Source organism: Sphingobium sp. TKS (assembly GCF_001563265.1).
Lineage (GTDB): Bacteria > Pseudomonadota > Alphaproteobacteria > Sphingomonadales > Sphingomonadaceae > Sphingobium.
On record NZ_CP005083.1, the window covers coordinates 370,633 to 393,676 of the forward strand.

At 63.4% G+C, this 23,044-nt stretch carries 24 protein-coding genes; 5 read left to right on the top strand and 19 right to left on the bottom strand.

Annotated features, from left to right (window positions below):
• Positions 1–29 precede the first annotated feature (29 nt).
• The 4 genes from groL (at position 30) to K426_RS01850 (ending at position 3,011) form a co-directional block, all read left to right on the top strand.
• Entirely contained in the window at positions 30–1,649 is a 1,620-nt protein-coding gene (groL, locus tag K426_RS01835; protein WP_020818487.1) for a chaperonin GroEL, read from the top strand.
• A gap of 158 nt (positions 1,650–1,807) precedes the next feature.
• The gene (locus K426_RS01840; RefSeq protein WP_020818488.1) at positions 1,808–2,194 is read left to right on the top strand and encodes an STAS/SEC14 domain-containing protein; all 387 of its coding nucleotides are present in this window, start codon (positions 1,808–1,810) and stop codon (positions 2,192–2,194) included.
• A gap of 97 nt (positions 2,195–2,291) precedes the next feature.
• The gene (locus K426_RS31105; protein WP_139375815.1) at positions 2,292–2,711 is read left to right on the top strand and encodes a hypothetical protein; all 420 of its coding nucleotides are present in this window, start codon (positions 2,292–2,294) and stop codon (positions 2,709–2,711) included.
• 93 nt (positions 2,712–2,804) lie between these two features.
• Positions 2,805–3,011 (top strand): hypothetical protein, encoded by a 207-nt coding sequence (locus K426_RS01850; RefSeq protein ID WP_020818490.1) that lies wholly within the window; start codon positions 2,805–2,807, stop codon positions 3,009–3,011.
• A gap of 6 nt (positions 3,012–3,017) precedes the next feature.
• On the opposite strand, the gene K426_RS01855 is transcribed toward K426_RS01850, so the two are convergent.
• From K426_RS01855 to K426_RS01945, 19 genes are all read right to left on the bottom strand, one after another.
• Positions 3,018–5,819 carry a conjugal transfer protein TraG N-terminal domain-containing protein gene (locus K426_RS01855; protein WP_020818491.1) on the bottom strand — a complete coding sequence of 934 codons (2,802 nt, stop codon included), beginning with the start codon at positions 5,817–5,819 and terminating at the stop codon, positions 3,018–3,020.
• 16 nt (positions 5,820–5,835) lie between these two features.
• Positions 5,836–7,302: a conjugal transfer protein TraH gene (locus K426_RS01860; protein ID WP_020818492.1), complete on the bottom strand. Its 1,467-nt coding sequence runs from the start codon at positions 7,300–7,302 to the stop codon at positions 5,836–5,838.
• Complete coding sequence (locus K426_RS01865) at positions 7,302–8,123, bottom strand: conjugal transfer protein TraF (protein WP_025160430.1); 822 nt, start codon at positions 8,121–8,123, stop codon at positions 7,302–7,304. The genes K426_RS01860 and K426_RS01865 overlap by 1 nt, the downstream gene beginning before the upstream one ends.
• A gap of 145 nt (positions 8,124–8,268) precedes the next feature.
• Positions 8,269–10,083, bottom strand: coding sequence for a conjugal transfer protein TraN (locus K426_RS01870; RefSeq protein WP_029986356.1), 1,815 nt, complete (start codon positions 10,081–10,083; stop codon positions 8,269–8,271).
• A 17-nt stretch (positions 10,084–10,100) separates the two neighbouring features.
• Positions 10,101–10,847 (bottom strand): type-F conjugative transfer system pilin assembly protein TrbC, encoded by a 747-nt coding sequence (gene trbC, locus K426_RS01875; protein WP_020818495.1) that lies wholly within the window; start codon positions 10,845–10,847, stop codon positions 10,101–10,103.
• Between the two features lie 11 nt (positions 10,848–10,858).
• Positions 10,859–11,881, bottom strand: a complete 1,023-nt coding sequence (gene traU, locus K426_RS01880) for a conjugal transfer pilus assembly protein TraU (protein WP_020818496.1) — start codon at positions 11,879–11,881, stop codon at positions 10,859–10,861.
• Complete coding sequence (locus tag K426_RS01885) at positions 11,878–12,147, bottom strand: hypothetical protein (protein ID WP_020818497.1); 270 nt, start codon at positions 12,145–12,147, stop codon at positions 11,878–11,880. The genes traU and K426_RS01885 overlap by 4 nt, the downstream gene beginning before the upstream one ends.
• The gene (gene traW, locus K426_RS01890) at positions 12,147–12,752 is read right to left on the bottom strand and encodes a type-F conjugative transfer system protein TraW (RefSeq protein ID WP_021223066.1); all 606 of its coding nucleotides are present in this window, start codon (positions 12,750–12,752) and stop codon (positions 12,147–12,149) included. Before traW ends, K426_RS01885 begins: the two co-directional genes overlap by 1 nt.
• A gap of 47 nt (positions 12,753–12,799) precedes the next feature.
• On the bottom strand, positions 12,800–13,336 hold the full coding sequence (locus K426_RS01895) for a S26 family signal peptidase (RefSeq protein ID WP_020818499.1): 537 nt from the start codon (positions 13,334–13,336) through the stop codon (positions 12,800–12,802).
• Complete coding sequence (locus tag K426_RS01900) at positions 13,317–13,970, bottom strand: type-F conjugative transfer system protein TrbI (protein WP_020818500.1); 654 nt, start codon at positions 13,968–13,970, stop codon at positions 13,317–13,319. The genes K426_RS01895 and K426_RS01900 overlap by 20 nt, the downstream gene beginning before the upstream one ends.
• Positions 13,963–14,322: a hypothetical protein gene (locus K426_RS01905; RefSeq protein ID WP_020818501.1), complete on the bottom strand. Its 360-nt coding sequence runs from the start codon at positions 14,320–14,322 to the stop codon at positions 13,963–13,965. The genes K426_RS01900 and K426_RS01905 overlap by 8 nt, the downstream gene beginning before the upstream one ends.
• 3 nt (positions 14,323–14,325) lie before the next feature.
• Positions 14,326–16,917, bottom strand: a complete 2,592-nt coding sequence (traC, locus tag K426_RS01910) for a type IV secretion system protein TraC (RefSeq protein ID WP_020818502.1) — start codon at positions 16,915–16,917, stop codon at positions 14,326–14,328.
• A 1-nt stretch (position 16,918) separates the two neighbouring features.
• A complete protein-coding gene (locus tag K426_RS01915) occupies positions 16,919–17,899 on the bottom strand; it encodes a TraV family lipoprotein (protein WP_048574957.1) in 981 nt (326 codons plus the stop codon).
• Positions 17,896–18,768: a DsbC family protein gene (locus K426_RS01920; RefSeq protein WP_020818504.1), complete on the bottom strand. Its 873-nt coding sequence runs from the start codon at positions 18,766–18,768 to the stop codon at positions 17,896–17,898. The genes K426_RS01915 and K426_RS01920 overlap by 4 nt, the downstream gene beginning before the upstream one ends.
• Positions 18,755–20,080 carry a TraB/VirB10 family protein gene (locus tag K426_RS01925; protein ID WP_020818505.1) on the bottom strand — a complete coding sequence of 442 codons (1,326 nt, stop codon included), beginning with the start codon at positions 20,078–20,080 and terminating at the stop codon, positions 18,755–18,757. The genes K426_RS01920 and K426_RS01925 overlap by 14 nt, the downstream gene beginning before the upstream one ends.
• A 4-nt stretch (positions 20,081–20,084) precedes the next feature.
• Entirely contained in the window at positions 20,085–20,885 is an 801-nt protein-coding gene (locus K426_RS01930) for a type-F conjugative transfer system secretin TraK (protein WP_021223067.1), read from the bottom strand.
• Entirely contained in the window at positions 20,882–21,448 is a 567-nt protein-coding gene (locus tag K426_RS01935; protein WP_020818507.1) for a type IV conjugative transfer system protein TraE, read from the bottom strand. Before K426_RS01935 ends, K426_RS01930 begins: the two co-directional genes overlap by 4 nt.
• Before the next feature lies 1 nt (position 21,449).
• Positions 21,450–21,740, bottom strand: coding sequence for a type IV conjugative transfer system protein TraL (gene traL / locus K426_RS01940; protein ID WP_020818508.1), 291 nt, complete (start codon positions 21,738–21,740; stop codon positions 21,450–21,452).
• Between the two features lie 58 nt (positions 21,741–21,798).
• Positions 21,799–22,119 (bottom strand): hypothetical protein, encoded by a 321-nt coding sequence (locus K426_RS01945; RefSeq protein ID WP_020818509.1) that lies wholly within the window; start codon positions 22,117–22,119, stop codon positions 21,799–21,801.
• 349 nt (positions 22,120–22,468) lie between these two features.
• Here K426_RS01945 and K426_RS01950 point away from each other — a divergent pair, with 349 nt between their 5' ends.
• Positions 22,469–22,918 (top strand): hypothetical protein, encoded by a 450-nt coding sequence (locus K426_RS01950; RefSeq protein WP_020818510.1) that lies wholly within the window; start codon positions 22,469–22,471, stop codon positions 22,916–22,918.
• The last annotated feature ends 126 nt before the right edge of the window (positions 22,919–23,044 follow it).

Below are 23,044 nucleotides of genomic sequence, written 5' to 3' on the forward strand. Positions count from 1 at the left end.
GAAGGAACAAGGAAAGGAGTTAAGCCAAGATGGCTGCCAAGGAAGTGAAATTTGCGTCGGACGCGCGTGATCGCATGCTGCGCGGCGTGGATACGCTTGCGAATGCAGTAAAGGTCACGCTCGGTCCCAAGGGCCGCAATGTCGTGATCGAGAAGAGCTTCGGCGCTCCGCGCATTACCAAGGACGGCGTCACCGTCGCCAAGGAGATCGAGCTCAAGGACAAGTTCGAGAACATGGGCGCGCAGATGCTGCGCGAAGTGGCCTCGAAGCAGAACGACAAGGCGGGTGACGGAACCACCACGGCCACTGTGCTCGCCCAGTCGATCGTGCGCGAGGGCTCGAAGGCGGTGGCCGCCGGCATGAACCCGATGGACCTGAAGCGCGGCATCGATCTGGCGGTCGGCGCCGTGGTCCAGGATCTCGCTGCGCATGCCAAGAAGGTCAGCGCCAACAGCGAGATCGCCCAGGTCGCCACCATATCGGCCAATGGCGATGCTGAAGTCGGCCGCATTCTCGCTGAAGCCATGGAGAAGGTCGGCAATGAGGGCGTCATCACAGTCGAGGAGGCGAAGAGCCTCGCGACCGAGCTCGAAACGGTCGAGGGCATGCAGTTCGATCGCGGCTATCTCTCGCCCTATTTCGTGACCAACGCCGAGAAGCTCAAGGTCGAGCTCGAGGACCCCTATATTCTCATCCACGAGAAGAAGCTGTCCAACCTGCAGGCCCTCATTCCGCTGCTGGAGCAGGTGGTTCAGTCGGGCCGGCCGCTTCTCATTATCGCCGAGGACGTCGAAGGCGAGGCGCTGGCCACGCTCGTCGTCAACAAGCTCCGCGGTGGGCTCAAGGTCGCGGCCGTCAAGGCGCCTGGCTTCGGCGATCGCCGCAAAGCGATGCTCGAGGATATCGCAATCCTCACCGCCGGCAATGTGGTCAGCGAGGAACTCGGCACGAAGCTGGAAAACGTAACGCTGGGGATGCTCGGCCGCGCCAAGAAGATCATCATCGACAAGGACAACACCACCGTCGTCGATGGCGCAGGCGCACGCTCGGACATCGATGCCCGGGTCGCGCAGATCCGTGCTCAGATCGAGACCACGACCAGCGACTATGACCGCGAAAAGCTGCAGGAGCGCGTAGCCAAGCTAGCAGGCGGCGTCGCGGTCATTCGCGTCGGCGGTGCGACCGAAGTCGAGGTCAAGGAAAAGAAGGATCGTGTCGATGACGCGCTCCACGCCACTCGCGCCGCGGTCGAGGAAGGCATCCTGCCGGGCGGCGGCATCGCTCTGCTCCGCGCGCTGAAGGCACTCGACGGTCTCAAGGCGGCCAACGACGACCAGCAGTCCGGCATCGACATCGTCAGGCGGGCTCTGCGCTCGCCGGCGCGGCAGATCGCCGACAATGCGGGCGAGGACGGCGCCTTCATCGTGGGCAAGCTTCTGGAAAGCAGCGACTACAACTGGGGCTTCAACGCCGCCACCGGCGAATATGAAGACCTGGTGAAGTCGGGCGTCATCGATCCGGCCAAGGTCGTGCGTACCGCCCTCCAGGACGCCGCCTCGGTCGCCTCGCTGCTCATCACTACCGAGGCGCTCGTGGCCGAGCTTCCAAAGGAAGATAAGGCCGCGCCGATGCCGGCGATGGATTACTGACCTCCTGGGCGGGAGGGCATGGCCTTCCCGCCCTTGCTCGCACATCTCTCGAATGCAAGCGGGCCTGCTACATCGACTATCTCCCATTTCTGACCGGACCGGAATCAGGGTAGCTTCGGTCGAGAAATTTCGTAGGATGGTGCTGGCAGGAGATCAGAATGCACGAGTTTATCGACAGTTCGGACGACGTGCTCGCCCTCGCAGTCTCAGGCAAGATCACCGGCTCGGATCTTGACGCGATCATGACCCGATTGGACAGCGCGATGGCGCGACACGAAAAGGTGCATATGTTCGTTGAGACGCGGACGATCGACGGCATCGAATTGTCGGGCTTGCCCGCTTACACCGCCCGGGCAATGCCCCTCTTCGGGAAGCTCAACCGCTTCGGACGCGTTGCCATCGTTGCAGATCAGGCCTGGATTCGCTTGGCCAGCCGCCTTGAAAGCGCAATTCTCCCGTTCATCAGCTACCGCGTGTTCGAGCCCGATCAGCGCGCCGAGGCACTCGCCTGGGTTGACCCTGCGAAGACGCAAAGCGGGGCCTGAACACGAGCTGCAGCACTGAGATCGGCCGCTTGGTCCACGATCCCTGCTATCTTGACGCGGGGCGATCAAGCACCGGACATCCCCTCGCAGCCTCGCGATGGATCGCGGCAACCATGGCATTTTGGCGGTCGCTTCTCTCCCGCTGAAAGCGGTCAACCGCCGCTTGCCGCGCCCGAGCCTCATCAACTGTGAGATCCGTCTTTCCCAGATCCGGCAATTCGCTTCCGGCTTTCGCGCTCTGCGCGCGATACCATTGAACGAATTCCTGGGTGAGCTCGGGCGAAAACGCCCCGCCGTGCCGCTCGGCATAAGCAGCCTCCGCTTCGATCGCAGAGGCCATATCCCGGAGTTTCATCGCCGCCGCCTGTGCCTTGGCGGCGCACTCCCGTGGTGGCAGCGCACTCTCCTTTGCCGTCGCAAGGCCACCTTGGGCCAGGAGGGCGCTACCGGCAATGACAACTGCCATCCATTTCATCTCGAACCCCCTCCGCGCAACCTTGCGTTTGACCATTCCTAATCGGGCAAAGCGGCGCGCCGTATGGCCGTTCGGACAGTGCCGCCCCTTGTGAACAAAGATTGAACATGCTAGTGAACTTCCTGGGAGTTCACCATGCGAACCGTGAAATTCGACATCGAAACCTATAATAGGACCAAGGCTTCGGGCACGCCGGTCTGCACGCATGTTGACGAGGAATATTGCGAAATAGGGACGGCTGTCGATCACGATGGCAATCCTACGCTCGGCGGTCGCATCGGCTATGCATTGGCCTATCTGCTCATGGCTGGCTGCGTCGGCTATTTCGTCCTGTTCGTCTAAAGCTCCTCATTCTCGCAGCTTGGGATCATGGAAGAAGCCATGGTCCCTGCCCCGGTTTACCTCGCTTTGAACATCGACCGCGCCTTGGATGCGTTGACCGCGCATGGATTGGGCAGCCTCACGCGTCAGGTCGATATCCGCCCTGCCCTCTTCGATTATGTCCGCTGCCGTCGATGACTGGCCGCCTCCGGGACCGGCCGGCACTCCGGCTAGCCCGCGAGGCTGGTAGGCCGCCCGAACGTCGGCAGCGCTATCGACGGAGGGATGGTGCACATCGACGAGATCGGGCGCATGGAGCCTGCCCTCGATCTCGGACCGGATCGACGCCTGCTTTTCGTCCATCCAGCGCGTGATCATCTCCTGCCGAACCGCTCGCTGCTGATCGGTCAAGTCGGTCGCCCAGAGCTCCGGCGCGTCGAGCCCCGGATTTGCGACCTGCTGGTGGCGATACCATTGGGCGAGATCCTGACTCAGGTTCTCGCTCAATTGCATTCCATGCGTCTCCGCATAGCTCGCGTCGCGCGAGAGCTGCTGCGACAGCTCATCGAGCCGTCGCGCGGTTTCCGAATAGGATTTCGCCAGAGCCAGGGAATCTTCGGTGCTGACCGACGACGAATCCGTCCTTGAGCCACGGGCGAAGACACCGCTCCGAGCATAGGTGCCTTCCGACGTCGAAGCGCCGCTACCGTTCGCATGCTCGTCACGAACCCCGCTTGACGAGGTGTTGCCGCTCTCACTGCTCCGAGAATCGTCCGTCGTCCAATTCATGGTGTCCATCTGGCTACCCGACTTGGACACATTGATTCCGAGCCCCGGCAGCCCGCGCCCACCCGAGCCTCCGTTGCCGCCACCGCGGCGGCCGCCAAGGCCGGCCGAAAGTGCTCCACCGATCTGATCGGATATCTGCGCTTGGCGATCGTGCCGCCCCGAAACGCGCTCGCTTTGCGAAATCGTCGATCGCTCTTCCAGGCCCTGGGTACTGCTGCCCGTGCGCCGATCGAACTGCTCTACAGAGGCATTCGCCTGATTGCCGCTGCTCGATTCCCAACCCCGCGTATGCTCGGTTGAGCTTCCGAACGTGCTGCGGTTCGCATGGGTCGCGGTCAGAATCTCGTTGGCGGCATTCTCATAGGCACGCGCCTGGCGATGCGCCTCGCTGGCCATTTCGCGCCATTCAGCGACCGATCCCGATGTCATCGTCGGCGTGAACCCAAGGCGCGAGATGGCCGCGGATGTATCATATACCTCCTGGCCGTTGCCGAACCCCGTCACCATGGCGCCATTGTCCTGACGCCACCCGAAGCTGGCGCCGCCGCCCATATAGGTGGGCGCCGTCGACCATTGATCGGCCTGCCGCATGTTCGACGTGGCATTCGCCCAGCTCACGTTGCCATACGAATAGTTGCCGGTCGTCTGTTCCAGCGCCGCCGCTTCCGCAGCGTTCTGCGCCGGCGCGAGCATGGACATGGAATGCCCGGCAATCGACATCGCGCCGCGCGCGAGGCCTGCCGCGAGAAAGGGCACGCTCATAAGCATGAAGCCAGCGATCGTGGCGGTCTCGCCATTCACCGCCCCGATCCCCGCATAGCTTGCGAGCGTAACGCCGCCTTCCGCGACGCCTGTCGCTGCCGACGTCGCCCGCGTCATGCAGATCATGTGAAGGATGACGTAAAGCGGCCCCCATGCGGCGAGATAGAAGAACCCTGTCACATAGCCCTTCAGCGTCGAGACGCCCGTCTGAGGCATCAGGAAGAGCGGGAAAACGACCGGGAACATGGCGAAGAAGACCACCGTCAGCACGATGTTCAAAATCGGAACCCATGCCATCGCCTGCTGAGCGATCGAATTATAGGTGTTGCGCGCCTGAATGTCGGCACGGGTCTGCGCGAAGGTGTCGATCTCTGCGGCGCCCGTCCCGCCGGACATCGAATTTCGGGCCTGCATGAAAGCATTGATTGCTGTGTTCTGGCGCATCACCTCAGCAAAGTTGTTGCTCGTGCCCGTGAAGGCCGCACTGACGATGGGAACGTCGTGTTTGAGCTTGTCCGCCGCCAGAGCGTTGCTGAGCTTGGGATAGACCTCCTTGCCCCAAAGAGGCGCGTTGGCCTCGATCATTGGACCCCATTGCGCGTCGAGCGCCTGGTACGCCTGCCGGCAAGTGATGATGAAGCTGTTAACCGTTCCGTCACCTTGTCGCTCAAGCCATTGCTGCGATCGGGCTTCCGAGCCCGGCCCGACCGCAGCCCAGAGATCGGGCGCCTTCGCAAGATTGGTCAGCGACTTCTGATAAAGCATCACATCGCCGAACAGGCAGTTCTTGAAATGGTTTTCGAGGTTGGTCGAGAACTCCGCATCGCGAATGATGAAGTTGCGCGTCGCATCGAACAGTCGCGCGCCATACACCATGCCGTTCGTCGAGTAGTTGAGCTCGCTCGGCATGACGAAGACGGTCTCGGCCGTCCGCGTCAGCCAATCGCCCACCTGTGTCGTGAAGCTCGCAAGCACCCCCAATCCCATCGGTACATTGTCGACCGTCGATGGCGTCAGGCCCGGGTTGATGCGATCCGTTACCTTGATGTCCACCGTCGGGACCATCAGGCAAAGATAAATGGCCGTCGCTTGCAGGAACCAGTTCAGCCACGCCTTATAGTTGAGCGTGAAGGCCACCACGAGCAGCGAATAGATGAGGCCCATGACCATGACGACGCGGATGAGCGAGCGATAGCCACCGCCTCCCGACCACGCCGCGACTGCGTTGAAGATGTTTACGAGATACTCGCCGCCACCAACCGTGAAGACCTCAAGCATCGGTCTGCCCCCGCGCCTAGTTCAGACCCTGTGCGTTGAGGCCGCGCGAAAAGTTCAGCGCGGCCGCCATACCGGGCGTCATGGAATTCTGGAGCGTCGATTCCAGCATAATGCTTCGGTTGATGATCTGCATCGTCACCTGGAGCTTGTTGTTCAGCCGGACGTCCCGTTGGCTGAATTTCGCCCGGGTAGACGCGATTTGCTGTTTCCACTGCGTCGCGGTCTCTTGATCGAAGGTCTGATAATGAACCTTCGCCTGCTCGACCCGGTCGAGCATATTGTCGAGCATCGCCGAAAGCAGGTCGACGGCGACGATCTCGGACAGCGTCTCGATCTCGCCTTCCGTCAACGCATAATGCGCATAGGCCTGAACTCCCAGGATCTTATAGATCGGAACCGTGGCGAGGTTGAGGAGCTGCTTCTCGGCGGCGTCCAGCGGAGTATCGGAGCGGATCTTGTCGCTCATCGACCTGATCATCGTGGCGATCCGCGGCCGCAGCGCGGACGAAGCGGGGACGGAGAGCGTCTGCTCCCCCACATCGTAGCAATTCTCGTCGTTGCACTTCAGTATCTTGACGGGCGGCGCGTCGGCCGTGCCATCGAGCAACGCAGTGACGACCGCTTCTTCGGCAGGTCCGAACATCACGACCTTCCCGCCCACGCTCGGATCGGTCGACGGCGTGGTCACGACCGTTCCCACCAGCGTCATGATATATTCGGAGAATGTCTTGTCGAATGCGCCGAACTTCGCCGATTTCTTAAGGGCCTCCCATGTGTAGTTATGCGGTTCTCCGACCAGCTGGTCTTTCATCGACGCGTCTGTGTTTCCCGCGATGGTCGAATCCCGCCTGTTGCCGTTGTTGCAACCCTGGCGGGCTGCCGCCCAGTCCGAGAATACGCCCTGGCTGTTGCCGACGGCTTCGCAGATCGTCGCGCGCGTGGTCTCCATCTGCGGCCAGATTCCGCCGACCAGCGCCTGCGCCGTCTCGCAGCTCGAGATGTTCATCTGATTGAGGAGCTGCGCCTTCTGGCTGAACTCGTCCATCACCTTGCCGATCTCCGGCGAAACAGAATCGATGGCGAGCTTGAAGGCAAAGCCGAGCGCATTGTTGGCGGTCGCCTTCAGCATCGCGATGATCTCGCTGGCATTGATGAAGGAGAAGCTCCCACTGAAGAGGTCGATACCTCCACATCCCGCACGCGCGCTCGGAAGCTGAAGATTGAACGGCTGGACGCTTTTCTGCGGGAAGCGGGTCCAGACATTACCCAGCGAGTAATAGCCCGCCGATTGACCCTGAAACGCCGATGGGCCGGTGACGTTCGCCGCGCCGCCCACGTCCGAAAAGAAGCTGTTCATCTCGGAGGCGACGTCGGCCCGGGCGGTCCCGGTGCACGCGAGATTGGCCATAGCCAATATTCCCGCCCAGGCAGCGGACGAGCGAAGCACACGGCCGATCAAGCCGCGACGGCGAACCTGTTCCATCAGAAGTCGCTCCCCACCTTGGTGTTCGTCAGCGCGAAAATGCGATCCATGATCTCGTCGGCGCTGAGAATCCCATATCCCACCGGAATCGTGCGTTTGGTGACGGTGTCGAACAGTACGAGCGCCGGCGTCTCGTTACCCGGGACGCCCATGCGCGCGCGCTGGCCCGCATCGACGACATAATTTGGAAAATCGCGGCTCGGCCCGCCGTCCATCGAAACCGCCATCACCGCCATGCCGTGACTGTCGGCCACCGATCGCAGGATCGGTGAAAACAGGTCGCATGCGCCGCAGCTCTGCGCATAAAAGTAGAAGAGCCCGTAGCGTTGGCTAAGGTTCGCCATAACCGCATCGCGATCGGCGCGCCGGTTATCGAGCCAGGCTCGCTTGCCCACCGTCGAAACAGGCCGCTGCAGCGTGTAGTCGAGATCGGGGTTCTGCCACAGCGCGCGCTGCCAGGTGTCTGAGAAGGTCGAAGCACGGTCGAGCTGCTCGCGCTGAAATCGGACGTAAGCGATGACATTTTCCTCGGTCGGATCGAGGATCGCCCGTGCCTTGAGCTCGTCGAGCTGGCGGGTGATGGCGGACATGCGCTCGACCGCGCTCGACGGGACCGGGACGGCTTGCTTCTCCGGCTCCGTCGCTCGCGGCTTGCTGCAATAGAACCATTGACCGAGCCTGCGTTCTGCACAGTAAAAGTCATCGCCGGCATCGGCCCGCTCGACGCCATCCGACGCTCCATCGCGCGGCTGGGCCGCCGCGGGAACAGCCAGGCCAGCGAGCGAAAGCGCCAGAAGCGGCGCCGCCATGATTGGATGCATGGACAAACTTCCTTTCTGATAGATGCTCTCACCCACGAGCCTCATGCGCGGGAGGGAACGGGAAAGGTCGGCCGCGGCGGAGACGTCCGTAGGCGCCGCGCCGGTCGATTCCACCGAAACGCTGCGCATCGCGTCCTTGACCATGCTATTTGCCGTGCAGGTCATAGTACCCCTGAATTTTCAGCTGGATCTGGGTCATCGTCTCGACTTCGTCCGGAAGCCGCGCGGCATCGACGAACTCGGCATAGACCTCGGTGAAATCCATGAGGGAAAGGTCGAGCCTGGCGAATTCCTCGATCGTAAAGCCAAGGCACTGCTCCTTCTTGGGAGCGCCCCAGGGCTTGCTGAGCTGAATTCGTCCCTGCTCCTGCAGGATGCGGCTGAGCTTGCTTTCAAAGCAGCAATAGGCCGTTCGCCGGGTCTTGCAGATTCCGAGAAAGCTCGACGAACAGTAAGTGCCGACCTTGTGGCAGAAGCCCATACGATCCTTGATGTCGAGCTTCATCTCGTCCTGAGAGCATGCGAAGAGCGCGAGGAACGGCGTGGCGAGGGCCGCGATCGCGCCTGGGCCGCCGGCAAGCGCGGCTGCGCCCGCGCCCACGCTCAACAAGCCGGACACCTTGCCGGCACAGCAGTTGATCAGCCCGAATACCGGCTTGTGGCAGGTCTCTCGCGTGCCCTGGAAAACCGTGAAGTTGTTCTCGTCGAACTCCTTGCCGGCCTGGTCGATGGAGTGAAGAGCGACCAGCGCATCCTTGAACTCGGTCGACGCCTCGCGCACGATCGGCTCGCAGTCGCCATTGATGCAATAGACGTCGTCTCCGCAGATATATTGCGGTGCATCGGTCACCGCGCTGCCGGGTGTCGGGCAGCGGTAGACCCGCTCCTCAACCTTGCAGGCGCCATCCCGCTCCTCGTCGAGGCATTCGGTGCGCAGAAAGGAGCAGCTTCCGTTCGCTTCTAGATCGCCGCAATCGTTTGCCGGCGTGAAGCGATGACACACATAGTCGCGTTTCCACGCCCAGCAGGCTTGCGTCACCGGAACGCCGTCGATGATCCGCGTTTCAGGTCCTTCCGTGCAAACATCCCCGCCAGGCTGCAACGAACACATCTCATCGCCGGCAAGACTGCCGCAGCTGTCGACCCTTCTTGTTACGACAGTGCTCGTGCTGCCCTTTGCATGCCACGACGCCCCGGTGAGCGGGCTGACGCTGAGCGCGACCGGCAAATCCGCCGTGCATTCATATTCCGTCGCATAATAATCATCGCAATATTTGTTGTCAGGCCAGGGCCAGCCATAGTCGCGATGGGCAGCGCAGGCCTGTTTCCGAACGCCTGTCGGCTTGCAGACTCCTGAGGAAATATGAGGGGCAATGGCGGCATAGCGCGCGAACGGGGTTCCATATGCGCTGTCGGGCACCACATAGTATTTGTAGCTATCGACGGTTTGCACCTCGGGCACCATGCGGATGGTGCAGGTCTCGGGCCTGTCCTCGACCTTGGTGCCGCTGTTGCAGGTCGCCTCGTAATAGCCCTCAGATCCTGAGCCCGGCGGGAGCGGGACGCACGAGCCGGAGCTGCCCCCCATGCTCTCCCCGGCGAGGTAGGCCGATGGATCATTCTCGACGGTCGTGGCGCGAGCGGTTGTCTCGAGGATCTCGGAATTGCTGAACGTCGGCCGTGTCCGGTCCGCGTCCGTGGTGATGCGATACTGCTCGTTCGACGCCTTTGTCGCCGCGGCTTCCGCTTCCATTCTTTCCGGATCGTCGAAATAGGCGCCTTGCGGCAGCGCCGTGCCGCCATAGCCCGGCACCGCTTCCGCGCGGGCATTGTCGGTCGGCACCAGCGTCGTATCCTGCCGTTTCTCATTGGCGAGCGAGCGCCCTTCCTGGCGGGCCTCCTCGACCGACATCTGGGCAGAAGCGGGGGAGGCGGCGGCAAGACCCGCGATAAGCAGCATCAGCGAGAAGCGGACGCTCACGGCAACGCTCTCCTTAGATTGGAGAGACCCACCGCCGCCACGCGCGCGCCCGGACCGTTGCCCTCGGCGAACGACGACAGCGCATATTCGACGGTCACATTGCCGATCATCCGGTCGTGAGGCGGGACCTTGGTTCGGCATGAAAAGCCGGCGCAAAGGTCGAAATCCGATGAGACCGCGACGTAGGTCGGCACCGCCTGTACGTCGAAGGCGCGGAACAGTCTCGGGTCGATGCCGATGTTGGCGAAATCGTCCTCCCGGTCGACGATCTTGCCCAGAGCCTGCGAGAACTCCTTCATCGAATTGTTCGGAAAGCCGCGGAAAACGACGACGCCCCCTGCCCTCGCCGTGTCCTCGATAAGCTGGCGAAGCGCCTTGGGGGGCATCGAGAGGCTGGCGAACGCGATGAGCTGCGGCGCCTCCCCGCCGCCGACTTTGGCGTTCGTCGCAGCACCCTGCACGATTTCATCGAAGTCGACAGCCCCTGCAGGTCCTTTCGGCAGATCCGTCGCCGCGACGCGCCGCATGTTTTCCATGCCGCTGTCACGAACGGTAACCGCCTCTTCCCGAAACGCGTCACCGCGGTCCTTGATCTGATCGACGAACGCCTCGGCATCCGCCTGAAGGTCCGCCGATCGCTTCTTGATGGCCTGAACATCGATGCCATCGACGGTCTGGGCCAGGAGAGCGGTCATGCTGGCGGCTGCGACGAGGCCAACGGCGCCCAAGATGAGAAGTCGCATCGCTCCCTCCTTCACAGCACGCAGCAGTTGCGCTTGCGCCAGACCAGATAGCCCATGTCCTCGCCCCCCGCGGGATAGGCACGACCGGCATCCGGCGGCATTGTCGAAGCTCCGATCGCCGAGCAGGCGAAGCGCCCGCTCACCGTCGGAATCGGATTGGTCATCTGAAACCGGTACTGCTGTTTGCGCATGACTGGCATGAGGTACTTCTTGCACAGCCCTTCCGAGCCCATCGTGCCCCAGGCGAGCGCCTGCCGGTGCATCTTGTAGGCAAAGCGCGACAATGCGAGCCGCGAGGACTGGACATGGCCGATCGACGCCGGGATGTTCCCGTTCAGGGGATACATGGACCCCTGACAACCTGCGCACCAGAATAGCTGGTCGAGCGGCAGGTTCACCGTGCCGGCGACGCAGTCGCCCGCACAGGCTGCCTTGGCGAGCGGATTTGCGAAAATGATCGCTTCGGGGTTGATGAGCGCCGCAAGCGAGTCATCCTGCCAGAGCGGATCGACCTCGGTCATATAGGCGATGTCGAAGCTCGCCTGCTCGAAGCAGACGAAATCCGTAAGGATCTCCATCCAGTAGAGCAGCGGATAGACATACCAATGCACATGCCATTTGGCCGTGCTCTGCGACCTGCCGCCGACCATCGAAGGGCCGGCCAGATAGCCCTGACCGATATCGAAGCCCGGAGCGATGCGCACTCCGCCAAGATTGGGAAAACACCAGGGCTTCATGGTGACGTCCGCCAGGCGGGCAGGCTCCCAGAAGCCCACGGAAATGCCGATGCGCGGTAGAGGATCTGCACAGGCGCATATGGGAGACGCCGGGTTCTTCGTGTCGGGTCGGCCGCTCGGCCAGATCTTCAATCCGCCCACCGACAGCGGAAACAGGCATGACCAGCAGACGTCGGTAATCGGGTTGACGAACTTCCCATTGCAGGTGGGACCGGCAGCCTCGGCGCGTGGCGCCAGCATGATGGCGAACAGGACGACGAGAAACGTGCCGAAAATCGGTCGAAGTCCGCGCATCATTCTCTCTCCGCCAGTTGATCGAGATACGCCGCGTCGGCGCGCCGCTTCGCCCGAAGGTAAAGGACCGTGACCACGAGCGCTGTGGCGAGCAGCACGGCGATCAAACAGGGCGCGGCTCGGCCGATGCGACCGCGCAGCTGGTCGAGAAGAGTCACTGCGCCGGCCAGGGTGACGCAGAGAGCGAGCCAGGACAGGCGCATGGTCCTTAGCCTCGCCGTCTCGGGCGCCGCCATCGGCGTTCGGAGCATGTCGAGCCACAGCGCCATCAGCCGGACTTCCCTGGCTTCAGCACGATCTCGGAAACGCGCATCGTCCTGCCGTTTTGGCTGACCACCGCAGGCGTATGCTCGATCCCGAACGTTGCAGTGAGCTTGCCTTCCTGGTCGAAATAGAAGCGCCGCTTCTTCGCCGTCATCGCATCGATCGGCGAACCGTTGACGAAGATGATCTTGGCCTTGAGATCCGTATAGCGCGAGGTCGCCCACGCGAGTTGCGTCGCATCGTCGCCGTCGACGAAGACGAGGTCCTGCTTTATCTCGACGAAATCGAGCGGATTGATGCGATGACCGGCACCCGCAATCAGATTACCCTTCTGGTCCCGAATGTCGCGCTCGATCGCGATGGTCGGATCATAATCCCAGCTTCGCGCCATGCGCGCCGGAGTGATCCCGTCGACAGGCTTGGGCCGGCGAACTCTCTGTTCGACCCTTCTGGCAAACTGCTCGTTCATGCGGGCAAGCTCGCCGCTGCCCTCCGCCCGCCGCAGCCGCGCCTCGATCGTCGCCAGCAGATCCGGCTCGATGATGGGAAAGACCTGGCCGACATGGCCATAATCCCTGGCTTCGCCAGGGATAGGGCCGATGAGGAGCATGGCCGCCGCGAATGAAGCGATGCCGGCACCGCTTGTCAGAACAGCTTTCACAGGATCGGCTCCCCGGTTCCGATGACTTGCCGGCCGCAAACAAAGCCGATCTCGGCATAGCGACTGTCGAAGCCGTCCTTGTGCGGCGTCGCCGCGAAATAGCAGCCTGGGGGCACGACCCCCGTCGCACCGGGCACAAGGCGTTCGCCCGCCTTGGTGAAGGGCTTCATGCGAACAGTCGGAACGCCGTTGATCGTTACCGTCATGCCGTCATGCGCGATCACGTCTCCCGCGACAGCATAGACCTTCTTTCCAAACATCCTTGGCCTGGCGCCAAAATGGCGGCGCAACAGCGCGCTCGCCGGCGGATCGAAAAATATGAACTCTCCCTTGGCAGGCAGGCGGCCCCGCTCGATGAGGAAGGCCCAGTTCGGCAGGGAGTCCGTCGTATTGACGAGGAAAAGGTGGTCGTCGCTCCAATCTGCCAGCCCTGTCAGGGCAACGCTTCCGCCGACGAAGGCGCCAAGCAGAAGCCAAAGCTTCGGGTTCGGTCGCCAGCCCCGCTTCGCCGCGTCATTGACCGCCGCTGCCATCGGGACCTCCAAAGGTTGAAACGGTGGCAGCCGGCGGCTCGTACTGGGGCGCTGACGCGGCCGGCGCCCCGGGCATCATAGGCGCCGGTGCCATGGGATCCGGGTATCCGACCGGCGCCGCGGGCTGCGCCGTCATGGGCTGCTGCGGCTGTGCCGCGAGCATGGCCTGCTGCTCGAGCTGCTGAAGCTCCAGAGCCGATGCTTGCTTCGGCCGAGCAACGCCGGATGCATAGACCGCCTCCTTCAGCTTGTCGGTGATGTCGGGGACATTCTTCGTGAGAACGGCTTCCCCGACGAGCACGATCTCACCGCCCGAGCTTCGCCGCTCGAGCTCCTTGTCCAGCGATGCCATGAACTTGCGCATCTCCGCCTCGACTTGCGCCGGCGGAGAGGTGGAGCGCGCTTGTGCCTGGACATACTCGCCGACGATCGAGGACAGCCGCGCGGAAACGATCCGCTCCTGCTTGGGCGTGATCAGCGCCTTTGTGACCCACATCCCCCATATCAGGACACCAATGACCAGAAGGCCCGCGACGATCTGAACGGACGAGAAGCCCGCGAAAATTGCGCGCTTCGCTGCGGCCGCCGGTTGGGGCGCAGGGGACGGCAGGTCGAGCTCGGTCTGTTCAGCCATGATCAGCTTTTCCTTCGGGCAGGGCCGCAGGCACGATCTTCTCGCGGCGCAGAACGATCAGTCCGGCGGCAATCAGGAGATGTGCGGCGATGAAGATGTTCTTGAATGACGCGATGCGGTCAGGAGACGCGGCGACGTAGCGGGCCGTCAAATTGTTGAGCTGGTGCATGAGCCCATCGAGCGAGAAACCCCCGAGCGCCACGAAGAAGAGCGCGAACAGCCCCCAGGTCAGCAAGAGCGTCGATGCCGTGAAGCCGATCAAGTGCAGATAGAAATGGAGCAAGCTCCGCAGGGCGGGCTGTCGCCCGACCGCGATGTCCGCGCCATTCCTCCTGTGCGCTGCGGCATCCATGGCCTACTCCGCCGCCTCGGCAACGTCGACTTGCTCGTGCGACGCCCACTTTTCCGGATTGCCGGGGAAGGCGACCCGTTCGATCGCCTCATCCATGCTTAGCCCTCGCGCGACCAGCGCCTCGATCGCCGCGTAGATAGCCGGGCTCGACGAATAGACGGTGGCCGAGAACGGATCGAGCACCAGCCTGCCGACGGCCAGGGTCTCGGGGCCCTTGATAAGGATGTCGGAATATTCGCGGCCGTTGATCTTCAAGGACCGCAGCAGCGCGTCGGTATAGTCGTCCATCTCAAAGCGGTCGTGCTTCTTGAAGTCCGCGATTGTCTCGGGCTTCTGCTGGAGAATGACGAACCAGTCGGAGTTCTCCAGCGCCGCGACGGACCCGGCCGACTTATAGTAATCGTTCAGGGACTGCGTCGCCGTCACCAGCGCCGCGCCATATTTCCGGCAGGTGCGAGCATAGGTCTCGATGAAATCGGCCATCGCACCGCCGCGCAGCATCTGCCACGCTTCATCCAGAAGCAGCGCCTTCGGGACCGAACGATCGACTTTGCGCATCATCTGCTGCGACATGAACATGATCGCGGTCAGCACGACGCTGCGCAGTTCCTCGCGGGATGAAAGGTCGGAGAGCTCGAACACCGTGAGCTGCGCCGACAGTTCGAACGATACCTCGCCCTGGAAAAATCGCCCGTACGTCCCTGCCGACGAAAAGGGGCGCATGGCGATGCCAAGATCCATGGCAAGGCCATTTCCGGTGGCTTCGAGCGCAGCGATCACGTCGTCGATCGAGCCCTGGCGTCCCTTTTCGCTCCAGACGCTGTTAACGGCCCCGTCGATGAGGCCACGCTCGGTATCGTTCAGCCGGTCGATGTGGCGCGACATCTGGTTCACGATGGCTTTGAGCATCGCCATGCAGTCGAGCAGGTAATCCTCGTCGCTGCGGGCCAGCTCCTCATCGATCATGCTGAAGGGGTTGAGGCAGAAGCCGGACGACATCGTAAATTCGACGAACGCGCCGCCCTGGAGCTTGGCGGAGTGCTCGAAGGAGCGACCGTCGTCGATCACGACGACGCGCGCGCCGGCACCGCAAAGGGAGGCACAGAGCTCCTGCAGCGTCACGGATTTGCCCGACCCCGATTTGCCGAAGACGGCGACATTGTGGTTGCCCGCCGCATTCTCGAACGGACTCCAGAAGAAGGGTTGTCCACGCCGACCGATGAGCATGAGATGCGGCACCTGGCCGCCGAGATACTCGCCCTGGATCGGGGCCAGGTTCGCCGCCGTTGTCGTGAGCAATGTGCGCATCCGCTTCATGCGCTCGAGGTCGCGTGCAAGCCCGTTCGCCATTGTCATGGGCATGGCGCACAAAAGGCCCATCACCTGCAGGTACCGATCGTCGAGCAGGTCCCAGCCCGCTGCGCGATAAACCGATTTGAGCACGCGTTCGTTGGCGTCCCCCCTGCCCTTCGGCGAGAAGGAGGTCACGCTGAAGAAGACACGCACCAGCTTGCGCCCCTGGCGCAGCTCGTCGTTGACGTAACGCCATTCCTGGCTTTGCTCGCGCAGCTGCGGCAGGAAGCGCGCCGACTTGGAGTCCGCAAGGCTCGTGGTGCGCATGAACTTGAAGCTCGCCTTGTTCGACGATGCCAGCGGATCGGGGAACTCGACGCACAGATTTGTCGCGACCGGACATGGCATCCTGAGCTTGTCGGTGAACATGTCGCCAATGAGCCGGGCGACATCCCACGGCGCCCAGCGGCTCGGCAGGTTCCGGACCGAGAATGAGCGAACGTCGAAGACGTCCGGCAGAATCTCACCGATCTCGGGCGCCTCGTCCACCGTCGCCCCGGTTGGCCGAAATCGCTCGGTTCTGAGCAGCATGCGATCGGGCTCGATGTGAAGCTCCACATCCCGGCGCACCGCCTGGTCCGCAATCGGATCGAGCGGATTGTAGTTGACGACGTCCTCCCCCGCCGCAGTGGTCGGCGAGGTTATGTCGTCGATCCACCCGATGAGGTCGGTCGGATCCATCTTGCGGGCCGGCACATTGATCGATGCGAGGGCCGAGATCAGACCGTCCATCACCGCCACGATTTCCTCGACAGACACGCTCGAGGATTCCGGGGTCGAGTAGGAGATCGCCACACGGTGGTTCCGCAGCGAGAATGGCGCATCCGCGGAGAGCGAGCGCCACACCCCGTCGGTCAGGAAGTCGATGCGGTGCTTCGCCATGCGCTCGTAGACGCCGCGAGCCGAGTAGCGCGGAAGATACCAGCGCGAGAGACGCTCGGACACGCGCGGACTCATCCACTGGTGGAATTGCAGGCATCCCGGCGCGGGGATCGCTTCGGAAAGGAACTGGGTGAGGATCTCCCCTGTCCGTTCGTCTGCACCGATCAAGGGAGCTGCCTCGATCACAAAGCCCCGCGACGCGCTGTTGTAGAACACGCCCGTCTTTGCGTCGAAGCTGCGATAAGGGAGCCAGTCGGCCAGCATGGGCACGCCAAGCTCCGGCCGATCCGCATCGGGACGCTGGCTGTCGCCGAGGATCCCTGAAAGAAGGCTCTCGAAGAAGCCGCCCTTCCCCGCCATCTCAATGATCCTCCGGCACTGAGGCGGGGAAGTCCGCGGCGCGAACGGTCGGCGCAGATAGGTTCGGCTTCGAGGCGACGGGAGTGCCATCAGCGGCGGCATCACGCGCATCCTTCGCAGCGGACCCGGCAATCTGCCGATAGGCGGGATCGCTTTTCACCCGTTCGACGGCCTTTTCGCCCGCCGCAGAGATCGTCGTCGGCGGCGCCGCAGAAGCCGCCGGCTCCCTCGCATGGCCGCCCGCCGGCGCCCCAGAGGGGGACAAGGGCGCCGGCGAGGCGGTTACGGATGGTGCGTGGGCAACACCATCCGCGGGGGCTGCGGCTGCTGGGCTTTTTTGCTTTTGCGCGAGCCGCGCGGCGACATCCGCCTTGATTGTCTCGAGCGGGTCGCCTCTCCTCGCACGCGCGGCAGCGACGGCATCGGGATCCGGCGCAGCAGGATCCCCAACACCAGGCGACCCACCCGGCGGGTCGACGCGGTCGACGGCATCGGCCAGACTCTCCGGGACCCCTAGCGCGTAGTCCAGACGCGCATTGGATGGGACGGTCTGCGCAAGGCTCTGCTGCCATTCACCGCTCGCGACGACCGCATGTATGGCGCTTTTCTCATGCAGGCGGCCGCGCTCGTCGATGTAGGGCTGGAAGACGATCCTGAGCACCTTCTCGCGCGTCCGGGCTGGATCGGCGGGGACAGTGGCGGCGGTCCGCCTCGATGAGCCAAGACGGCTCCGATCCCTGGTGGAACGCGGGGCAGCGTCAGCCGGAAGCGCGACCCCTTCAGCTGCATCTGCCGTAATCATGGCAAGCGCGCGGTCATCGATCGTTGCGCTCGGCGCGCAGACGCCATCAGGAGCAGCGCAGGAAAAGTCGCCGCGCACATTTCCGCCGAGCGCTGCGCAACCTCCAAGCGCAAGAGCGGTCGAAAGCAGCAGCGGCGCGCCGAGACGGCGCCAGGGGCTATGCAACGCAGCGTTTCTCATGACCGCGCCTCCCGAAGCCATGCTTCAAGGAAAGCCCGGGGGCGATATCCTTCGATCATCGCGCCATCGCTACGCACGATGACGGGAGTGCCATTGAGGCCGTTCCGCTGCGCGAAGGCCTCGTTCGCATCGAGGCCGGCCGTGTTGCACGAAGCCTCGCCCTTTATCGGCTGCCCGGCATAGGCGGCATGGAGCGCAGCCTCGCGGTTCTTGGCGCAGTAAACCCGGTCGGCGAGATCCCGGCTTCCCAGCACCGAGATCGGCCGCTCGACCACGCGCACGTTCATGTCCTTGAGAACGCCAGTCAGCGCCCGGCAATAGCCGCAGCGAAAATCCGAAAAGACCGTGACGGTCGGGCCCGCCGGATTCCCCCAGACGATCGCGCCATCCTTCGGCAGGCTCGAGAGCGAAAGCGTTCGCGCCTTGGCGGGACTTGCCGGCCGCTCGAGCCGTGCAGGTGCTGCCGCCAGCTGCTGGCCCGCCTCCTCCTCGCCGCCGGCGGCAAGCGCGTTTGCCCGCGCGGAGGAGCCGACCAGCATGTCGGGGTTCATCTCGAGCAGGCGCGCCGCCGTTATGTCCTGACGGGTCTGCATGTCATAGACGCGCCCGATCACCAGATAGCGGGCGCTGGTGTCGACATAGAATAGGTTCTCGCCCGCGGTGATCTCGCACAGGCCCGCAATTTTGCCGCAGTCGATCGCACTCACGGCAGTCTTGGGTAACCGCGCCTTCAGGAGCGCCTGCACCTGGCTTTCGGCGCTGCCCACATCTGCGGCCAGCGCGATGCCCGCGACGCTCAGGGCCGCGCCGGTCGCAACCAGAAGGCGCGATCGCCGAGTGAGCGAGCGGACACGATCAATTGCGGACATAGACACCCTCCAAGAAAACAATTTCGACATCGATCCCGGTCGGCATTTCGATCACCGGCTGATATTGCTCGGCGCGCTCGATCAGATATTTCGACACCATGTCGCCCGACTGCGCGACGCCTTCGCCAAAGCCGCCTTCGAGGATTTCGCCCGTCGAAAGCTTGTCGCGCTGCCCGTTCGTGGTGATGTTCGTTCCCTGGAACACGCTGTTGGCATTCGCGGAGAAGCCGCGGCCGAAGCCGCCGGCGAGCCCGGCCAGGAACGCCTGGGTGACGAGCGAGCCCTCGCGGGACACCACCCTTCCCCGCACGCCGGTCTTGCCGCCGAAGGCAATGAATCCCTTCACCTCCGACACGGCGTAGCGGCCGCCCGGCTGCGGGCAGGTCATCTTTTGCAGCTTGACGTAGACTTTCTCGCTCGAAAGATCGCCGCGCGCCGCGCCGTTGATGAGACAGCCTTCGATCTTGGTCGTAAGCAGCCGGCCGTTCTGATAGACCGAACGCGCGGGCCCCGTAACGCGGAGCACCACCGGAAGCGGGTCGGTCTGGCTGTTCACGCCGGCGCTCGCGTCGACGCCGACGATCACCTTCGCCCTCGCGAAGCTGTTCGGCGGCAAATAATTGACGCTGTCCGTGTAGGTGGTGTTGCCTTTGGCGACCCGCGTGGCGTTCCCCGTCTCCGCCGTGTTGAAGCTGACAAGCTTCACCTCGCTTGCGGTGCCCACCGGTCCGCGCGCCGCGGCGCCTGGGGCACCGTCGGGACGCTGGTAAGCCTGCGGTCCGTTCGGGCCGTAGAGCGCCGCCGGGCCGGGCGCGGGCGGCGTGGCGGCCGGGCGCGCATTGATCTGCCGCCGCAGCTGCTCGTTCTCGGCTTGATAGGCCGACAGCACGCGCTGGCCGTCGGCCTGCATTGCCTGGTTCTGGCCCTTGAGCGCCTCCACCTGGGCGGTCAGCATCTCCAGCCGGCGGTTCTGGCCGTCGATCGACTTCAACTGATTTTCGGTGGACTGGAAGCGGTTCTCCGAGAGCGCCATCCACTCCTGCTGCGAGAGATTGCGGTTCACCAGGTCCTTGGTCGAAACGGTGACCTCGCTCGTGCCGTCGTCGGCGAGCTTGTCGCCCTTCTCATCGCCGCTGAAGATCCAGAACGAGGAGAGGATCAGGCCGGCGCCCGCCACCCCGGCCAGCAGCAGGCGCTGCTTGCGGCGAACGGCTTCGTTCGCGGTGAGATCGCTGGCGACAGGAGATACGCCCTCGTCCGAAGCCCCATCAAGAGCGGGACGCTTGCGATTCAGGAAATCGAATAATGCCATGTCCTCACCTTCCGTTCTGGGACACGAGGTAGGCGGTGGTGACCTTGCCCGGAGCGAGCTTGCTCTCGGCGATCGACACGGCCAGGGCGCTCGCTGGAGCGACCATCGCTTCGGTCAGCTCGACCTCTGACGGACCCTTGTTCTCGATGCGCAGGACCTTGCCGCTGAGCTCCGAACCGCGATATTCCGCGATCATCTGCACCTTGAGGGTGCCAACATAGACCGGCCGCAAGGCGCGCTGGCGCATCTCGTAGCCGTCGGCGACCGCATTCGAATACATCGCCTGCACCAGCTCGACCGCGGCATCGTGGGTCCCGAGCCTCTCGGCCGGACCGTTCTCCGCTGCGCGTTCGTTTGCGATCGCCGGATTGGAGACGAAGACCTGGGCGGCCTGGTCGCCGCCGATCCGGCAGACGAACTTGTAGACATAGCCGCGCTTGCTCGTGGCGAAGAAGGAGAGCGCCGGGCGGGCAAATCCGTCGGGAACGGACAGGTAGATGTCGCCGCGGACCGGCTCGTTGACGACCGAGAAGTCATCGGTCGGATTGCCGGTGGAGATCTTGGAGACCGACGCGAACTCGTCTTCGACCAGGCTGATACGCGTCAGGTCCTTGGCGGACGCCTGGCAGTCGACCTGGCTGCTGTCCGCCGCCATGATGGTCTGATCGGCCCAGGCGGGCTGCGCGCTCAGCAGAACGGCAATGCCTATCAGCGCAGCGCCCGTGCAACGGCTCAGATGACAGTTGACGCGCGAGAGGAAGGCGGTGCCCGCAGCGGCACTGCCGACGACATAGACGGACATCATTGATCCTTCCCCTGCTCGGCCGTCACCATGCCGAAGCCGATCAGCTTCAGGGACAGGCCGGAATATTCCCAGTCGTACCGAAAGGTCCGCCGCTCGTTCGAGATGACCCGATTGCCGACGATCGTATGCAGACTGCCCGTCACCTCCGAGCGCAGCCCCTTCGTGTCGAGCTCCATCTTTTCGATCGTGAAGAACTGCGAAATCGAAGATCCACGCTGTTCGTTCACGATCTTGAGCAGGTCCGCCTTGACCTTGCCCTGGGAGGCCGGCGCCGTGATATCGAGCACCGCGTTCATCCAGTATTCGAGGTTCTGCGGGCTGCGATTGAGGGTGAGCACCACCGTGTCGCGCGTGATCATCTCGAGATATTCGCGGCTGACCCCGGCGGAGCTTACCGTGACCGGCGATCGCAGGATCGGCTGCAGCACGATTTCGCGGTCCCGCGACACCGTGAAGATAAGCAGCAGGATCGTCAGTGCGCAGAGGCCGACGGCGACGATCGCGAGCAGATTCCGCTGCCGCAAGACCCGCTGGCTGTGCGAATGGCTGTAGGAAAGTTCCATATCACCCCGCCATCAATCGAAGGTACGAGGGTGGCGTGGCTCTCAGACCGGTGAAGCCGGCCGGAAGAAACCAGTAGGCCAGATGGAGAAGCCATGACGTCGCCCGGCCTGCCTTCGCTTTTCTGAGACCCCACCAGCCCGCACCCGAAAGCAACATGCCGATGAGGATGTGCTGAGACAGAATCCCCCAGACGAAGGGGATGACCATCGCCAGGAACTCATCCAGGGTCCACAGCCCGATCAGCTCGGGATCATCCAGATGAGTCGGGATGACGTACTTATCCGCCGCCATTGCACCACCCTCTCCTTGGGTCGGTCAAAGCTGCTACTTCGCCCGACCGCAGGAATGATCAGATCGTCGCGGTGACCGTCGACGTGACGATGGGAATGCCCGTGCCGGCGCCGACGCCGACACCGACCGGGATGGCGATCTGGCCCATGGAGAAGCGACCGGAGGCGAGCGCGACGATGCCGCCCGCGAGCGAAAGCACCGTGATGATCTTGCCGCCCGAGCCCTCGAGGAAATCGGTGAACTTGTTGAGCGCCGTGTCGAAGGTCGTGTCGGCGCCGGCGAATGCCGGACCGGCGAACCAGAAGGAGGCGAACAGGAGGGCGGCGATCACGACGATCGCCAACTCTGCGCGCCCGGTCTCTTTCAGGACTGACTGCATGTTGGGTTCCCTTCAATTGGAGACGCGACGAGAACCGCGCCCAGGGAAAGCTGACCAACCCGCGGCCGGGTCGTCACGGGCAGCCGGGGTGACGGGGGAAGAATCTTTCGCCGATCGAGGCCCTGCCCCCGAACGCCGGGCGGCCTGCCCGCTCATTCGGGGCATGGCGCCCCGGATTACGGGGCAGACTGGCCCGGAATGCGGGACAACTTGCCCCGGAAATTGCGGCGCTGGTGGCGTCCCGGTAGACTCGGGGCTACGACTCAGCAGATATTAACCATCGAGACTCCAGGCTCCGTCGCAGTAGTCAGCGCCATGCTGCCTTTCAGGAAGAAGGATTCATCTCGACGTGGGGACGACGGCCGCCGAACACGAAGGCTTTGTGCTCGATGTCTCCGGATATCTCTTTCGGCTGACCACCGAGTGCCTGCGCCTATTCTCCAATGAGACGAACGAGCATCAGACGCTCGTATCGCTGGTCGCGGCGCGGCTCGCCGAACCGGGTGCCGCGGGCAGGCATGAAGTGCGCACGATGCGCGAGCATTTCGCGGCGATTCCGACCCATGGCGACGTGAAAATCCGGCTTCCGCTCTCTGATGCGAATGCCCAGGCGCTTGAGGAAATGCGGCAGGCTCTCGGCCGCCGCCTCGACACCACACTGACGATCGGCGACGCGCTTTCGGCGCTGCTGTTCGACTATGTCGTCGAGCTCAAGACCTCGCAGATACTGGACCGGTTGTCGCTTGAGCAGCGCCTTGACGGGGGCGAACCGGGGCGCACGAGCACGCGGCTAAACTAGGAAATCGCCCGATCTTCGCGAGCTATATCGCGGTATCTGCGCTGGAATATTGCGCTCACTCTGGCTCCAACGACGCTTGCAAAGCGGGATTCACCGTGTTTGCCTTGTCCCCTAACGGGGAGGTTC

What these genes read in the sequence shown, in the direction of transcription:
- traW (WP_021223066.1), bottom strand. Translation starts at nt 12,752, where the DNA reads ATGCTCCTCATCGGCCCTATCCCTGGCGAAGCCAGGGATTATGGCCAT.
- K426_RS01915 (WP_048574957.1), bottom strand. Translation starts at nt 17,899, where the DNA reads ATGAGAAACGCTGCGTTGCATAGCCCCTGGCGCCGTCTCGGCGCGCCG.
- K426_RS01930 (WP_021223067.1), bottom strand. Translation starts at nt 20,885, where the DNA reads ATGATGTCCGTCTATGTCGTCGGCAGTGCCGCTGCGGGCACCGCCTTC.
- K426_RS01860 (WP_020818492.1), bottom strand. Translation starts at nt 7,302, where the DNA reads ATGGAACAGGTTCGCCGTCGCGGCTTGATCGGCCGTGTGCTTCGCTCG.
- K426_RS01920 (WP_020818504.1), bottom strand. Translation starts at nt 18,768, where the DNA reads ATGTCCGCAATTGATCGTGTCCGCTCGCTCACTCGGCGATCGCGCCTT.
- K426_RS01850 (WP_020818490.1), top strand. Translation starts at nt 2,805, where the DNA reads ATGCGAACCGTGAAATTCGACATCGAAACCTATAATAGGACCAAGGCT.
- K426_RS01885 (WP_020818497.1), bottom strand. Translation starts at nt 12,147, where the DNA reads ATGGCGCTGTGGCTCGACATGCTCCGAACGCCGATGGCGGCGCCCGAG.
- traC (WP_020818502.1), bottom strand. Translation starts at nt 16,917, where the DNA reads ATGGCGGGGAAGGGCGGCTTCTTCGAGAGCCTTCTTTCAGGGATCCTC.
- K426_RS01855 (WP_020818491.1), bottom strand. Translation starts at nt 5,819, where the DNA reads ATGCTTGAGGTCTTCACGGTTGGTGGCGGCGAGTATCTCGTAAACATC.
- K426_RS31105 (WP_139375815.1), top strand. Translation starts at nt 2,292, where the DNA reads ATGGATCGCGGCAACCATGGCATTTTGGCGGTCGCTTCTCTCCCGCTG.
- traL (WP_020818508.1), bottom strand. Translation starts at nt 21,740, where the DNA reads ATGGCGGCGGATAAGTACGTCATCCCGACTCATCTGGATGATCCCGAG.
- trbC (WP_020818495.1), bottom strand. Translation starts at nt 10,847, where the DNA reads ATGCGACTTCTCATCTTGGGCGCCGTTGGCCTCGTCGCAGCCGCCAGC.
- K426_RS01900 (WP_020818500.1), bottom strand. Translation starts at nt 13,970, where the DNA reads ATGGCTGAACAGACCGAGCTCGACCTGCCGTCCCCTGCGCCCCAACCG.
- K426_RS01870 (WP_029986356.1), bottom strand. Translation starts at nt 10,083, where the DNA reads ATGCTGCTTATCGCGGGTCTTGCCGCCGCCTCCCCCGCTTCTGCCCAG.
- K426_RS01935 (WP_020818507.1), bottom strand. Translation starts at nt 21,448, where the DNA reads ATGGAACTTTCCTACAGCCATTCGCACAGCCAGCGGGTCTTGCGGCAG.
- K426_RS01840 (WP_020818488.1), top strand. Translation starts at nt 1,808, where the DNA reads ATGCACGAGTTTATCGACAGTTCGGACGACGTGCTCGCCCTCGCAGTC.
- K426_RS01895 (WP_020818499.1), bottom strand. Translation starts at nt 13,336, where the DNA reads ATGGCAGCGGCGGTCAATGACGCGGCGAAGCGGGGCTGGCGACCGAAC.
- K426_RS01905 (WP_020818501.1), bottom strand. Translation starts at nt 14,322, where the DNA reads ATGGATGCCGCAGCGCACAGGAGGAATGGCGCGGACATCGCGGTCGGG.
- K426_RS01945 (WP_020818509.1), bottom strand. Translation starts at nt 22,119, where the DNA reads ATGCAGTCAGTCCTGAAAGAGACCGGGCGCGCAGAGTTGGCGATCGTC.
- traU (WP_020818496.1), bottom strand. Translation starts at nt 11,881, where the DNA reads ATGATGCGCGGACTTCGACCGATTTTCGGCACGTTTCTCGTCGTCCTG.
- K426_RS01925 (WP_020818505.1), bottom strand. Translation starts at nt 20,080, where the DNA reads ATGGCATTATTCGATTTCCTGAATCGCAAGCGTCCCGCTCTTGATGGG.
- K426_RS01865 (WP_025160430.1), bottom strand. Translation starts at nt 8,123, where the DNA reads ATGCATCCAATCATGGCGGCGCCGCTTCTGGCGCTTTCGCTCGCTGGC.
- groL (WP_020818487.1), top strand. Translation starts at nt 30, where the DNA reads ATGGCTGCCAAGGAAGTGAAATTTGCGTCGGACGCGCGTGATCGCATG.